This window comes from Bradyrhizobium sp. GCM10028915, from assembly GCF_042666195.1.
GTDB classification, from domain to species: domain Bacteria; phylum Pseudomonadota; class Alphaproteobacteria; order Rhizobiales; family Xanthobacteraceae; genus Bradyrhizobium; species Bradyrhizobium canariense_D.
The window spans coordinates 1,175-15,878 of the sequence record NZ_JBHTFN010000034.1; the positions used below are offsets into that span (position 1 = coordinate 1,175).

Sequence of the window (14,704 nt, forward strand, 5' to 3'; positions counted from 1 at the left end):
GGACCATGCCTGCCGATTAAATCACTAACCGCTTCGATGTCGAAGGGCTGGAAAAGTCGCTGAGCGACTCGGCGACGCGCGTCTCCACCATCTGGATCAGCACCCTTCTATTCGGCTTTACCTTCTTGTCACCGCCAGCACCGCCACGAACAAGCAGCTCTTGCTGGCCGACCCGGTCAGGCTTCCGGCGCTCGGCAAGGAAGTGCCGCTCGTTTCCTTCTTCGTGCTGTCGCCGATCTTTTCTGTGCTGTTGCACTTCTACGTAGTGATATAGACCCTGCTCTTGGGCCGCACAGCCCCGCGCGTATGATGACGCGCTGAACCACACTGTGAAGAAAGCCCGAGCAAAACGCGATTTTTCGTGAGCACCTTGCGAACACGGTTTTCGCCCAGATCTTTGCCGGGGCACCGCGCGAGCGCGAAGGATGGGTCGGCCGGGTATTGCGCGGCTTCTCCTGGTTACACTTGTCGGATCGCCACTTCTGGTTCTTCTCACTTCGACGCAGAAGGCGATTTCTGCCACGCCAACGAGGGACTTTTGCGACACTGATGTGACGCCAGCCCCTTTTGACTGCGAACGCCCAACCAAGCTTTCGGCAAAATAGGTCAAGATCGTTGACGGGTTGGCAAGGGAGTGGACGCAGTCCTAGGACCACTAAGCCTGACGTGTTGAAATCCGCCATTCACCGATGGTAGTCTTCTACTTTTACTACTCGCGCTATTTGCGCTGACGCCATCCTGATAGTCATTTTTTTGTGCTGGGGAGGACATTTATGCGAGGCTCTCGCGCAATCCTTTACGCCGAACGACTTAGCAAACTCACTTCTCAGCTCTTAGAGTTGGCAGATCTTCGAGATCTGGTCGAAGAAGCTGAGCGAAGCGCCCGGGGTGTGCCTCCATTACGCTTGACACATCCTCCGTCGCGCCGCGTTCGACGTCCTGAACGGGGCGCTTTGTCTGTTCGCCTCCGTCGCCACGCGCCACTAAGCGGGAATACAGGAGATCTCAGCCCCCCTGACAACGACAACCAAGTCGATTGGACTTTGCTGGAGCCATTCCCCGACGGGTGGTGGGCTTCCTCCTAAAAACCTCTCCAAGCGCTGACTCGACGAAGAGATCGATCCAATGCTGGCGGCCCACCCACCCTGAGGAGCAGACAGCTAGCCACCCTTGCACCCCGCGGGTGCCGATGCTGGCCCGGCCGCACCTGTTAATTCTGGATCATCCTCGCCAAACTCCCTTTCGACAACCTGCAACGGCGAGAGTGAGACAGGGAAGACGGTCAGCACGATCTATGCGGGCTTGAGGTGAGCAACTGCAAAAGCGAATGTCACTCGTCGGCGAGAACACCGGCATCAAGCTGAGGTCATTCCGGAAAGATTGGTTTCAACACCTCTGGAATTGCGATGACGAAGAACGACATCGCCGTGTTCGACGCGATGCGCCCTGATCCAAACGGACGGAGACAATGGGCCGGCCGACTGGGGACGCGAGGCAATAAAACGGGATGGCCTGGAGCTCGACCCAGGCTCGCTCGTTTACTGTCCCCACGAGCGGATCAATGGCGCCGGCTATGTTGACCTCGAACTGGTCGCAAATACCCACTGATGTTCGCGGTCTAAAGTCGTGACGAACCAGAGCCGACGCGCAAGCGATCCGGACGAACCAGCGATTCGACGGCTGCTAACCCGAGCGGTAAAACGCAGCCGTACAAAGCCGCCTGCGCCACCTGTGCCGTTCGGCACGGAAACAGATCCGAACCGTGAATTTTCCCGGGACGAACCAGAGGCCGTTTGGTTCTTCGTCTTCTTGCCGATCTTCGTGCTGCTCTATGCGGATCGTCGAGAAAATGCACGCGAGATAGCACAGGGCTAACGTATCGCAGGTGCTGCCAGCCGCCGGAGATGCGGCGGAGAAGTGTCTCGCCGACCCGTTCAACGCGAGCACCGCATTGGGGTGATCTTCGCACTAACGAAAACAGAAGCGGCACGCATCCCTGTGGACGAGAAATCCCCTCCAACAGCGGGAAGTCTGCCGCTACTCCGGGCGGTTCGTGCCGCTGCGATTGGCGCGTCACGCATGGGCTTAGAGGCTAGACGAGGCGTCCGACGGTGATCGTCGCCGGCGGGTCCAACAGGTCGAAATCTCTAGCTCGGCCGTTTTGCCAGCTCCCGGGCAATCAGAGCGCGCTCCTGTGAGTAAGCCTTTTGGACTTCGATCAGTGTATCCAAAATGGAAAGCCACGTGTGAGCTCGCGTCCTTCGCGCTTGAGCCGAGCGATCAGCTCTTTTCTTGGTGGGCGATGTGTTGCTCGCCTTTGAGAACGCGGCCCTCGGCCACCGTCAAGAGCTCAGACGCAGCAGCGGCCTCACTCGACTGCGATCAGGCTCATAACAAGCGAGAGGCCGGGAACCGCACCAGACTGAAGAGCATCTCCCGGGCCAACGCACTCAATCTGTTGCAGTTCCAGTGTTCTGCCCCAGTCGTCGAGCGTGAAGACATGACAGCGCATGGCGCGAATAAACTCGGTGCCAAGCCACCGCGGGCAGTAAGCTGGCACGCGGGCGCGGTCCTGTTGGAGGGCCGCGACTCGCACGCTGGCTCGCTCCGTGGGAAGGGGGCTTCCGTAGACTGCCAACGTTAGAGCTGCGACCTATCGACGGTGCCGCACTGCTCGGAGGCTTGGCATTTCAGTATGTGAATCAGGTGACGGAATGGCTGGCCAAAAAAGCGGCCTCAGGAGGGTTGTCCTGAGGCCGAGGATTACCTTTGCCTCGGACCTATACGCGAAACAAAGCCAGACGCTTGTGGTGCAACCGTTCGGGGGTCACCGGTTCCTGCATCAGCCCCAGCGTGAACTGGCCGCTGATTTGGTTATCAGCCCTGTGGCATGATCATTGCCGAATTGAACAGGAGTGGGATTTCAGTGCCCAGTCTAAGACAAGAGTGCTGCCGGGGGAACTGGCATTTCGAGCCCGGCAGCCTCTTCCTGCTCAAGATAAGCGCCTGGTTAGTTTTGCTTCCCATGCATGCAGGGGGTCACGAACTCCCGCTTGCGCGACCTTGTCCCTTTCCTCTTCCGCCCGCACTCGAAAAACCGCGTCCGGTAGCGAGCTGCTGGCACCTTTCCAATTTTTGTCTTGCGGGTTGCAAGGCGCGCCCTGCTGAGCCTGTACAGCGCCTCCGATCAAAGCCAGAGCAATGGGAAGCAAATAAAATCGGTTTAATCATTCTGCGCACTCCCTATCTGCAGTGGATCAAATCGCTACAAGAAAATAGTGGCACCTGCCTTGGCATCGCTCTTAATCGATGCGGGCAGAGGGACCCTCGATCGCCCCTTGGTTTGTAGCATGGCAATGCTGGCGTAAGCCGGCGGGCTTTGGGGTGTATCTTTTAAAAGCGAACTAAACCTCCACACCGCCCGCCCATACTGATGACTATCCGGGATTTTTGCTAATCACGGATATCAGGCCGCCGGGCAAGGTATTGTTTGCCCGGCGCCTTTGTTTCGCTTATCGGCTGAGGGGAGCACCTGCCCGCGTGAACCAGCGGAGCTTCAGGCGACTTTTCCACACCCACGACGCGCAGTAGCTCGCGACTGTGTCGACCTACTAGGAATCGATAATTTGCGAGCTACTTAGGATGCCGCTTGATAGTGGCATGCGCACTCGCCGATACACTAAATGGGCCGGCCATTATCCTTCCCGCTCTCCTGCTGAATGGCTGGCTGACGGGCATGTGACCTGCAACATCCAATGCTTGAACGGCTGTTGCGATCGCAAGGTGGACGTGCGGCTCGACACACTCCCGCAGGATCAGCCCGTGGTCGTGCGTCGGCGTGCGCCTGGTCTGCTCGGCATGCGGCGCCGCAGGATCTGTGCATATCGTCCCAAACTGGCATGACAGTCGCGGGCAAGTCAGGCCAAGCATGGGGCTGAGGTTTTGATTCCAGCGATGAAGCACGTCACCGAACGCCCTTTTGCCGATCCGGAAGTCGCCGCGCGTCAGCTCGTTCAGCTAGCTTCAAGGAGTGATGCGGTACAGGACGGCAGAATCCATATACTATCCCTTCCTCTACACGCTCAAGGCAAGCGGCGCGGAGCTCGGCGCCGGCATCAGGCACGCGGTTGAAAAGGGCTGGCTGGAGCTGCACGAGAGCGGTACCTACGTGCGGCTACTGGCGCCCGGGCAGGACCTGCTGACGCTCCGTTAGGAACCGGCGCCCGCTACTTGGTTTGTTGTCTCGCTCGCTCGTCCGAGCTGGCGGACCGGCCCCGGCCTATAACCTCCAGCCCCCTGAAGCCGGGGCCGTGTCTCCGTCGTCCGGGTCTGGCCTACTTACGGCCGCAGCGGCCTATGACTGGAGGGCGGTGCCCTGAAGAACCATGTTGACCCCGGACGCTTGCAGGACTGCGATGACGTCGCTTTTCCAGAAAGCTCGATCATGGCCTTGGATGCCGAGGACGAGCGTAGAAGCTTTGCGGATTGGGAAAACAATGGCGGCCATGCTCAACAAGGCAATTACCGTCAGAGCTGCCGACGGCAGGGTATTGGCGAGGGCTGCAGCCGCCAAGATCGGAGCCTTCGCTGACCTAGACAGGAAGGCCGAACGCGCTACCGCGGCGTAAGCTGATGCGTTCGCACAACGGGCATCGTTGCGCCATTGTCGTATTGTTCACTTGCGATCCGCTCGATCGTCGAGCGATGCCTCTTGAAGGTTTCGATAACGTCGTTTGGGCTGGATCCGTCTTCCGCAGCTCGATCCCGCAGGGCGGCTATATCTACTCTGCAATCGATGCGGTTGTCGCCCGCGAACATCGCAAAGACAACGCTTCATTGTTCGCGGCATCGAACTCGCCAGATGGATCAGAGGTAAGGTATCTCGGGAGTCCGTCGCTCAGTCTTCAATAAATGGCGGCTCAGCCGGGATGAAGCCTAACCCTCATCGCAGCGCTAAGCCCTTCAGCCGAAAGAACGGCCCCAGGCCAAGGTGGCTCGACCCAGGGCTGAGGCCGCTCCCGGCTACTGACCCGATAGCCTCATGCGTCTGAAACGCATGCAGAATAAAATCGACTGGTAGGCATCGTTCCTATCTGCCGGGTTCTTGACGCTTCCCTGCCTGTTTGCCCTTTTTACGTGCATTCAGGAACCAGCGGACTTAACCTGCATGTGGAACGGTCCGATTCAGGGGATTGGCCCATGGGCGTGGAGCGAATGCACTCCCCGAGGTACTGGCTTATGCGTGCGGAGAAGGCCGGCAACTGCCAGTTTCCTGAAACCAGACACGCTGCGCAAGGTCGCGGAAAACTACGAAGAGTTGGCCCGGAGGGCCGAGCAAGTCGTGACCCTCGCTGAGCTGGACGAGCGCAACTTAGAAGCTCGCCGGGTGGCGCAGGAATACGCCGACGACGAGCGCGCCGTCACGACTCAGCTTCGTCACCGGATTAACTGACCGCTTTAGGACCTGTTTCGCCTGTGGTACGTTAGGCCCCATCGCCGGCCACAATTTTAGGGTGTCGGTTGAGTGAGAGACGCCACCGCGCTCCCGCCTCAAGCCGGAGCGCCTCTCGTGCAAGAACCATTCAGCCCGGAAACTCAGGAATTCTTGGACCGCGCGCAACGCGCCATAGAAGACGCAATCTCCCTCCGCGAGGTGGGGATCAGATGGCCGTAGCAAAGCAGCAAAGGCTCCTGCTCGACTTGCATTTGCCCAGCCAATTCCCCCCCGATACAGACGATAAGACCTCGTAAGCGGGCGGCCTCTTGATTGTCGGTCCCGGTTGAGTTGGCCAAAAGTGCGGCCGGAACGATCGCACGGGCGGACGATTGCTCCCCTTTGAGTAGGAGTTGCGTCATGCGTCATGCGCCCTCGATCGTGCCGCTGGATCGGCTGGACCGGGACATCTACCTGGTCCTGGAAGACGTCGGCGCTCCCGCCGGCTGCTCCTGGCGTGAGACGACGAGCAGGACACCGACGTCGAGACAATCATCCGGGACCTGTTGTCTGGCCAGTACGCCTATCCCCCCCGATAGTCGCTTTCGATGCCGCCGAGGGCTGGGCTCGCGATGCCACCAGCGAAATTGCCGATGAGCTGGCCGGGCGCGTCAGGGGCCGCGAGACGAGATCACGCCGGCCTTGCAGGCCTTCATCGAGGCAAACGCGACCCGCCCGTTCGGTATCCAATGGCGCTGCCCCTGCGTGGAGCCCCTTGAGCATGGTGCGCCTGAACCCCGCCGAGCAGATCGAGCAGAGCTACGACCTCGCCATGATGGCAATTGCGGACTACCTGACAAAAGAGCACGACACGGCGACCATCATCCACTGGCTGATCCAGATCTTTGACCGCGACAGCCTGCGGGACGCCATCACGGAGGTCCTGGTCGACGCACGGGTGCATCCGAGGGCAAGATAGGATGCTCCGAAGGTTGATCCATGAACTGCGCCCCTGCGAAGACACTGGCTGGGTATGCGAAGCCCACCAGGACCGCTCTTGGGATGGTCCACACGCCTGCGGCTGCGGCGCGGCCGGCGACCCTTGCCCCCGCTGCAATGCCTCCTCGGAACCCTACCGACCTCGACCACCAGCGGGCTTTCGGTTCAGCTTGGGCGTATTGGCGGATTTGGCCGGTTCTTCCGGAAGAGATAGGCGGCGAGTCTCCCAGGTCACTTACGCCGGCGAGGGTGTGGTGAGCGTCTAGCGTCGCTCGCTCTTCCGCGCAGCTAATTGCTGGTCCAACTCCTTTCAAGCGAACGATCAGATTTTCCACTGTGCAATCGGAATGCCGCAATGACCGCACGCCTCGCGCGGCGAGCTCTTCGCCTGCGCCCTCGACTGCGGCGCCTGCAATGAAGTGCTGCCGCGGCGAGACGGCTGCGGATCGCCGCGCGTTGATGTCGGATTGCAACATGAGAACGCCCGGAGTGAAACGTTGGATCGGCGGCTGCGCGGCCGACCGCGATCATGCGCTTCATACAGCCTCGATGCGACATTTCTCACAATCCACCGATAGGTGGATATCATGCATCGCCGCAAATCCATAACGTTGCGGCAACATTCATCTGCGCTCGGACGTGGGCCGTTGCGCGTCCGTTCGCTGACACCGGCCTTCCAATGACCAACAGATCACGCCCTCGCATCCTGCTGATCGGCACCGGCGACACTAAGTCGGACGAGCTCCTGTTCATGCAGCGCTGCATTGCGGGCGCCGGCGGCGAGACCGTCTTGATGGACGTCAGCGTGCTCGGCGATCCCCCTTACAAGGCAGCACACGACAAGCACGCGGTTGCCGCCGCCGCCGACACGACGATCGCCGCCGTGATCGCGAGCGGCGACGAGAATTCGTCGATGACCTTGATGGCCCGCGGCGCCGCCCGGCTGACGCGGCAACTCTGCGACGACGGCCGGATCGACGCCATGATCGCGATCGGCGGCACCATGGGCACCGACCTCGCGCTCGACGTCGCGCTCGCCCTGCCGCTCGGCTTTCCCAAGCTGATCGTGTCGACCATCGCCTTTTCTGATCTGATTCCCCCCGAGCGCATCGCCGCCGATCTGATGATGATACTGTGGGCCGGCGGCCTCTACGGCCTCAACGGCACCTGCACGGCGGTGCTGTCGCAGGCCTGCGGCGCGATCGTCGGTGCGGCCCGCGGCGCCATCAGGCTGCGGCCCGAGGGCCCGATCTTAGCGCTGACCTCGCTCGGTAAGAGCTGCCTCAGCTACATGGTCGAGCTGAAGCCGCAGCTCGAGGCTCGCGGCTACGAGGTCGTGGTGTTCCACACCACCGGCATGGGCGGCCGTGCGATGGAATCGATCGCAGCGCAAGGCGGATTTGCCGCGGTGCTCGACCTCAGCCTTCAGGAGGTCGCCAACCAGGTGATGCGCTCGGTGGTAAACTCCGGCTCGGACCGTCTGATGAATGCCGGCCGGAACGGCATTCCGCAAATCGTCGCGCCCGGCGCTATCGACATGGTGGACTTTCCCGCCTGGCTGCCGGTGCCGACGGAACTCGCCGATCGTCCGCTCCATGCGCATAACCGCCTGCTTGCGTCCGCGACCTCCGGTGCCGTCGATCGCCGACGGATCGCGCGCGCCATTGCCGCGAAGCTTGCGCAGGCGACGGCGCCAGTAGCTTTCGTCCTTCCGTTCGGCGGCATCCAGCGATGGGATCAGGACCGCGAGGCGCTGTACGATCCCGAAGGCCTCAGCGCCTTCGTCAGGGAAATGCGTGCTGCGATCCGCCCGCCCGTCGAGCTTCACGTGATCAAGGACCACATCAATCACCCGGGCTTCGTCGCGAAGATCCTGGCGATCTTCGACCGCTGGGTGGCAGACGGCATCGTTCCAGCCGGCAAGGTTCCGGCGGAGCAGACATGAGCATATCCACGCCAAGGGCAATGGTCCTGGATTCGGCGGGGTGATCTCAAACGCCTTGTTCGAAACGCATGATGCGACGGAAGCCGCGCGGCGTTGCCAAGGGAGCACTGACCTGGCGCTGGCCATGCGCGGAGGACGCCGATCCGCTCTGGTCGGCGATGCAGCGCCGAGAATTGTCCGAGCGCGCATTGGCTGACTCGCAGCCGGGAGGTCGGCCGCTCGTCGGCGAGGACTGGTGGGATATGCAGACCTTCGTCCGTCGCGCGCGCGGCGCCGATCCGATGCTCATCATCCGCCCCGAAGCCGGGCGCGCCATCCGGATCGCGCGAGGAGCCGGCCGCAAGATCGCCATTCTCTCCAACCAGGCTCGACCTCTTTTGAGGCGCGGAGTTTTCGGCGCAAGCGGCCGCTGCTCGGGCGTTCGAGGTAATCGTCGACGCCACGCACACCGGCATCCTGAAGCCCGACCCCAGGCCTATGGCGGCGTGTGCGATGCCCTCGAGCTCGCGCCGCAGGCCTTCGTATTCGTCGACGACCAGGAACGTAACATCAAGGGTGCGATCGCCTGCGGGCTCTCGACCGTCTGGTTCGATGTTCGACATCCCCAGAACTCTTACCGGCAGGCCCTCCACATGCTCGGCCTTGCCTTTCGACAGCGGAGCCATCCATGCGCGAAATCAATTTTCTCATCGAGAACAATGCCCGCCGGATCTGGCATCCGATGGCGCATCCCAAAGACATGCAGGACCATCCGCCGCGGATCATCATGAAGGGCGAGGGCGTCCACGTCACCGACATCGAAGGCAAGACCGTGCTGGACGCGGTCGGGGGGCTCTGGAATGTGACGCTCGGTTACAGCTGCGATCCGATTAAGAAGGCGATCGCCGATCAGCTCAAGGAGTTGCCCTATTATTCCGGCTTTCGCGGCGTCTCGACGGGACCCGCGATCGAGCTCGCCTATGAGCTCACCGAATGGTTCAAGCCGGAGGGCATGGTGCGCGCGTTCTTCACCTCGGGTGGATCCGATTCCGTCGAGACCGCGTTGCGGCTCGCACGGCAATATTGGAAGATCAAGGGCCAGCGCGACCGCACCAAATTCCTGGCACTGAAGAAGGGTTATCACGGCACGCATTTCGGCGGCGCATCCGTCAACGGCAATGCCAATTTCCGCCGCAACTACGAGCCGCTGCTGCCGGGCGTCTACCACATCCCCTCGCCTTGGACTTACCGCAATCCCTTCAACGAGACCGACCCTGCGAAGCTCGCGCAGCTCTGCGCCAATGCGCTCTTCGACGAGATCGAATTCCAGGGCGCCGACACCATCGCCGCCTTCATCATGGAGCCGGTGCTCGGTGCCGGCGGCGTTATCGTGCCGCATTTGAGTTTCATGGGACTGGTGCGCGAGATCTGCGACCGCTACGGTATCCTCCTGATCTCGGACGAGGTCGTCACCGGCTTCGGCCGCACCGGGGCATGGAGCGGCGCGCGGCTCTGGAACGTCAAGCCGGACATGATGACAACCGCCAAGGCCGTCACATCGGGCTATTTCCCGCTGGGCGCCACGATGATCGGCGATAAAATCGCCGAGGCGTTCGAGAGTGACGAGACGAGCTTCGGCTCGATCGGCCACGGCTACACGTATTCCGGCCATCCCGTCGGTTGCGCGGCCGCCATCGCCGCGCTTGCCGAAACAAAGCGGCTTAAGCTCGACGCCAGGGCCGAAGCCTCCGGCGCCACCCTCAACGAGGCGCTCGCGGCTCTCAAGCAAACGCACGAGATCGTTGGCGACGTGCGTGGCAAGGGCTTGATGGCGGCGCTTGAGCTGGTCGCCGACCGCGGCAGCAAGAAGGCGCTCGACAAGAAGCGCGTCGGAAAGATCGCCGATGCCATCTACGATGCCGGCGTGATGATGCGCGTCTCCGGCAGCACTATTATCCTCTCTCCGCCGTTGATTATTACGGCCGAGGACGCCAGGACGATCGCTCACGCGATCGACCACGGCCTTGCGACTGGTTGATGAAGGCAGGCGTGGCCGCTAATTCGGCCGCGCCATCAACGCCACCACCGCGGAGCGCGTCTCCACGCCGAGCTTTTGAAAGATGTGGATGAGGTGCGTCTTTACGGTCGCCTGGCCGATCTTAAGGCACTCGCCGATCTCGCGATTGGTGCGGCCGCAGCACAACAGCCGCACCACGTCCATCTCGCGGCTGGTCAGCCCGTAGCGCTGCCCGTCCTCGGACGCGGCGGCGCGGCCGACCAGGTTGAACTGGAGGTACTGGTGCATCTTCTCGGCGATGGTCACGGCGCCCTCCGGGATCCTGGTCTTCCTGTCCCATACGACGCTGATCCCGGCGACAATCTGGTCGTCGCACCGGAAGAAGAAATCGAGCATGTCGACGATGCCGCATTGGCCGATGAGCGAGCGGTAGAGTGCTGTCTCGCCTGCTTGCTGGCCGGCCATCGTCTTACTCAGGCGCGCCACCGCAAGGTGACCCGCATGACTCGGATGCTGCGGGTCGAAGGCACTCATGCCGTCGAGGTACTGTAGATGAAACGGCTCCGGAATGCGCGACAGGAGGAAGCGCCGGAGGTTGTAGCCCTCGTCGACTTCGTAAAATGCCGTCGCCGAGCCCTCCAGCATGGAACGGGCAAAATGCATCGCTTCGTTCGTTGCGGTGTCCGAGCGGCCCATGAGCATCAGCATGGCCAAGCCTCCTCGATTCCACTCCATTTGGGACATCTGGTAGTTCCTCGCGCAGGCGACGCCCGCAGAGGCACTGCTTTTACTTAGGCAATTTCCGGGCCACCGGTTTAAGTTGCCGCCGAGCCGAGGCCCGAGCCGGTCTGCGCCTCCACCGATTGGCCGATTGACTGGACAGCGGCACCGGCACATTCGCCGCATCCGGTTCGATCCTCGCACCAATTGCCAGCCTGGACGACCAATTGATTGCCGAACGCACAAGCCGCATCACATCGTGACGCCCTGCATTGAGACAAAACAAAATGAATTCGCATCGCGCGACGTTGCACAATGCGGGCAGCATCGATCTACTCGACCTAACCGATGCTCTAATTCGCACGCCACGCGCGCGAGATGGTCCGCTCCGCATTTCAACACACGTACGGCTCACCGCTTGTCCTATTCCGGACATTTTGTTCTCAAGCATACATCTATGGCGCGACAACCAGGATGAGAACGCGGATCTCGGCCGTCCAGACATCAGCGGCACGACGACATCACGGAAGATGATGCCGATCGAGAGCTCAGGGCCTTCCGACGGCTAAGCAGAGAGCCGTACCGTGTTGCGAGCTCACGGCAGGGCGCTTGTGATCAGCGTCCCGGGGGCCGCGGACTTTTGCGCTCGATCGTGTGGTTGGAACGGCCCGCAATGTGGGCGCATGTCTAGACCCAGCTCGAACTTAATCCGGCCAACGCTTGGCATGGACGTTGCTATTGAGAGCTACGACACCAAGCGAGTGGGCGCGGCCAGATGAGCAATATCTTCCTTGGGCCATATCCGAGAGGTGCAACACCGCGCCCGAGCGGATCAACTTCTCAGCCCGATCATCGAGTTTAACGTCAACGGCTTGCCGGTTTCGCACGCGTCTGGCCCCACCGTGTTGCTGTCCTGGACTACTCCCGCCGCTCGCTAAGCACTCATGGAGGTTGAAATGATCACCCAACCCGGCGCATCCGTACGCAGCCAAACAACAGACGTCGATGCAATGTTGGCCGAACTGCGTTTGAACAATGATCCGCACGATATCGAAGTCGGCGGCATGTCTTTGCACATCCTGCCCGGGGTTTTGTCACCACGCCTAAGTCACGCACCGGACGCACTGATCTCAAAATGGCACATCGAGCCCGGCGCGGCGGTACTCGATCTTGGGTGCGGATCCGGTGTGCTGGGCCTTGCAGCACTCCGTGCCGGGGCAAGACGTCTAGTCGCTCTCGACATAAATCCGCAGGCCGTTCTCTCGACGAAGATAAACATCGAGCGATTAGGCTATGGGGATCGAGCAGAAGCAATCGAGAGTGACACCTATGCTGCGCTACAACCTGGAGCACAATTTGATACCATTATCTTTGCCGCCCCCTATTGGAACCGCAAGGCCAATGACGATCTGGAGCGTTCGTGTTTCGATCAAGATCACAAGGTGATGGCCGCCGCGGTCGGAGGGGCGCACGTCTGGTTAAGTCCGAAGGGTGCGATGTATGTGATTTTTTCCGATCAGGGAGACGTTGGACATGTCATGAACCTCATCGAGGAGAGCAAACTGCGCGTCAGAGACATGCATATTTTCCGACCGACCATTCCAGGCGGGCACGTACGCATTGTTTGGAAGCTATCCGCACGATGAAAATATATTCGCCAAGAAGCGCGCGGGACCCACATCAGCAATTGCCGGTGCAGCAAATCAGGTCAATTTGCATGTTCCCGACCGAGGTGAAATCACTTGGCCGCGTGGAGCGAGTGCGCATCTCGATCGCGACCGTCGAGAGAGCCGGTGCCGTGCTCCAGACAATAGCCTCCCAGAACACACCGGTTGGCTTTACCCCGGAGTGCTAGGTGAGCATTAATCCCGCCCGGGCTCGAGCGGTTCGGCCGGACGCGTCTTGGGGAACGGGCACAATTCGCCGCCCTGACAGTGAGATCTGACGCTGTGGGGGAGATAGCGTTGCGGGCTCGAATTGCGGAGCAGCGGCCGAAGGAGATTCAGCTAAACACCAGGCAGTGCGATTGTCGTATTCTTCACCGCAAACGATAAGGCATATATCGACAAAATAATCGAAGCCCTTTCCGTTCTCGCCAAAATCCCGTACGCGCGCCGGCTTGAAGTCGCTCGCAACCGCAGAGTGACCGGCTAAACGAAATTGACGTGATCGTCTACGTTCGACAAGGAAAGGCCAGCTCGAAGCCTATAAAGCGCACGAGGTTTACCAGCAATCGATCCGGCAGGTAAGCGGCTGCGAGAGCTACGTCTCACGGCCGACTACAGCATGTCTGCAGATGCGGAGCCAGTATGTTCGGCAGGCCCTCGCCACGGGCGTGGTTAGCTGACAGGCATATAGGGGTTTTTTTGGTGATATAACGCTCGCCTTCGCCGGTCCGAATTATGAACACCCATATATCGCGGAGCGACAGAGTCATGCAGTAGTGGAACTGCAGTGGATTGAGCCCGTCACAGCCATGCGAGGCCTCTCGCAACGGAGGCACCTCACGTTCCTGGATAGCGCATGAGCGACCCGGTACTCGGGCAGCCTCTTATGTGATGTGCGATCACTTCTGCGCTTATATGATCGCGGACGGGAAAGCTATTTGCAACGGAGAGACCATTGTGGGTGATCCGAGGGTGGCATTTCGCGCTCTGCTAGTGACAGCGCTCTGGGACAGGGCGATCATGGCTCTTGCCCATCGCCAATCAAGCGACATACGGCGTGCAGTTCCATCCGGAGTCGATACTCGCATCACAAGGGGACGCACTATTCGCAAACTTCCTGCGGCTTGCAGAGCTTTCTTAAACGCGGCCGTATAGATCGGTTTCACAAATGCGCGGCTCGATAAGATACCGGTCAACGCGAAAAGAGCAGTACTGCGGAAATATGGGTCGAGTTCATTTGCGGCGGGCAGCACAGAGACCGCTAAGCCGCTTGAACCTATCAATACCTTTCAGGTGCTCGGATCAATAGAACTCTATCACGATTGATAATTTCCGGATGCCGCTATAGAATTCTCAGGAGAAGTGGCATCTGCTCGCCCGTCCTTCGGCGCTCTGCTTCTGCCGTGCCGATCTTGTAATTATTCGACGCGACGATCCCGTGGCACCGCCCATGATCAGAGTAGCGTGACCAGCTCATTCAGCCGCGGACCCTTAAATCGGGCGAGCGTCCGTAGAGTTCGCTCACGCGCGCCAGCGGTCTCGCTTCCCTCCGCTCTGGTTCAAAACGAGCGAAACGCCGTGGGCGGCACTTCGCGTAGAGCTTCTCCTGGCGCTCTCGCAGTCCATCTCTTGTACGTCCAGCGTCATGTCCAATCCTCGAGCGATAAGATCCGGGAAACGATGAATATCGGTGGGGGCGCGGAGGCCGAAAAGCAGACGGTCCTGCTCGCTTGCACGCTCGAATCTCGGTTCCAGAATTAACCTCGACCCAGGGCATCAATGTTAATTTGGGGTCTTGATTGCGGCGACGCATCGGAGCGTTACGTTCAGGCACCGGTCATTGCCCCGTCCGGGTTCACCCAATGCGAAGACGGCGCGCCATTCTATTCGGCGCGGCGGCTTCGTTGCCCGGCCACGCGCGTCCGTTTGATTTTGATGCGAGC

General features: G+C 60.6%; 9 protein-coding genes and 3 pseudogenes. 9 read left to right on the forward strand and 3 right to left on the reverse strand.

The window, feature by feature from the left end; translation table 11 throughout:
- The first annotated feature begins 4,033 nt into the window (after positions 1 to 4,033).
- Positions 4,034 to 4,213 (forward strand): hypothetical protein, encoded by a 180-nt coding sequence (locus tag ACFQX9_RS16720; protein WP_377789609.1) that lies wholly within the window; start codon positions 4,034 to 4,036, stop codon positions 4,211 to 4,213.
- Positions 4,214 to 4,354: 141 nt separating this feature from the next.
- Here the strand turns inward: ACFQX9_RS16720 and ACFQX9_RS16725 are convergent, their stop codons facing one another.
- Together ACFQX9_RS16725 and ACFQX9_RS16730 are read right to left on the reverse strand one after the other, a co-directional pair.
- Positions 4,355 to 4,573, reverse strand: a complete 219-nt coding sequence (locus tag ACFQX9_RS16725) for a hypothetical protein (RefSeq protein WP_377789611.1) — start codon at positions 4,571 to 4,573, stop codon at positions 4,355 to 4,357.
- A gap of 41 nt (positions 4,574 to 4,614) precedes the next feature.
- Positions 4,615 to 4,821, reverse strand: a pseudogene (locus ACFQX9_RS16730) (DUF1488 family protein); the annotation flags it as partial.
- A 421-nt stretch (positions 4,822 to 5,242) separates the two neighbouring features.
- On the opposite strand from ACFQX9_RS16730, the gene ACFQX9_RS16735 reads away from it, so the two are divergent.
- The 6 genes and pseudogenes from ACFQX9_RS16735 (at position 5,243) to ACFQX9_RS16760 (ending at position 10,395) form a co-directional block, all read left to right on the forward strand.
- Positions 5,243 to 5,452 carry a hypothetical protein gene (locus ACFQX9_RS16735; protein WP_377789613.1) on the forward strand — a complete coding sequence of 70 codons (210 nt, stop codon included), beginning with the start codon at positions 5,243 to 5,245 and terminating at the stop codon, positions 5,450 to 5,452.
- 402 nt (positions 5,453 to 5,854) lie between these two features.
- Positions 5,855 to 6,213: pseudogene (locus tag ACFQX9_RS16740) on the forward strand (hypothetical protein).
- Between the two features lie 2 nt (positions 6,214 to 6,215).
- Positions 6,216 to 6,413, forward strand: a complete 198-nt coding sequence (locus ACFQX9_RS16745) for a hypothetical protein (protein ID WP_377789615.1) — start codon at positions 6,216 to 6,218, stop codon at positions 6,411 to 6,413.
- 699 nt (positions 6,414 to 7,112) lie between these two features.
- Entirely contained in the window at positions 7,113 to 8,378 is a 1,266-nt protein-coding gene (locus ACFQX9_RS16750) for a Tm-1-like ATP-binding domain-containing protein (protein WP_377789617.1), read from the forward strand.
- A gap of 68 nt (positions 8,379 to 8,446) precedes the next feature.
- Positions 8,447 to 9,148: an HAD-IA family hydrolase gene (locus tag ACFQX9_RS16755; RefSeq protein ID WP_377789619.1), complete on the forward strand. Its 702-nt coding sequence runs from the start codon at positions 8,447 to 8,449 to the stop codon at positions 9,146 to 9,148.
- Positions 9,046 to 10,395, forward strand: a complete 1,350-nt coding sequence (locus ACFQX9_RS16760) for an aminotransferase class III-fold pyridoxal phosphate-dependent enzyme (protein ID WP_377789621.1) — start codon at positions 9,046 to 9,048, stop codon at positions 10,393 to 10,395. Before ACFQX9_RS16755 ends, ACFQX9_RS16760 begins: the two co-directional genes overlap by 103 nt.
- A gap of 18 nt (positions 10,396 to 10,413) precedes the next feature.
- Here ACFQX9_RS16760 and ACFQX9_RS16765 read toward each other — a convergent pair whose 3' ends face one another.
- Positions 10,414 to 11,082, reverse strand: coding sequence for a response regulator transcription factor (locus tag ACFQX9_RS16765; RefSeq protein WP_377789622.1), 669 nt, complete (start codon positions 11,080 to 11,082; stop codon positions 10,414 to 10,416).
- A 968-nt stretch (positions 11,083 to 12,050) separates the two neighbouring features.
- Here ACFQX9_RS16765 and ACFQX9_RS16770 point away from each other — a divergent pair.
- Both ACFQX9_RS16770 and ACFQX9_RS16775 read left to right on the forward strand, forming a co-directional pair.
- The gene (locus ACFQX9_RS16770; RefSeq protein ID WP_377789624.1) at positions 12,051 to 12,740 is read left to right on the forward strand and encodes a methyltransferase; all 690 of its coding nucleotides are present in this window, start codon (positions 12,051 to 12,053) and stop codon (positions 12,738 to 12,740) included.
- Positions 12,741 to 13,806: 1,066 nt separating this feature from the next.
- Positions 13,807 to 13,902, forward strand: a pseudogene (locus tag ACFQX9_RS16775) (aminodeoxychorismate/anthranilate synthase component II); the annotation flags it as partial.
- Between the last annotated feature and the right edge of the window lie 802 nt (positions 13,903 to 14,704).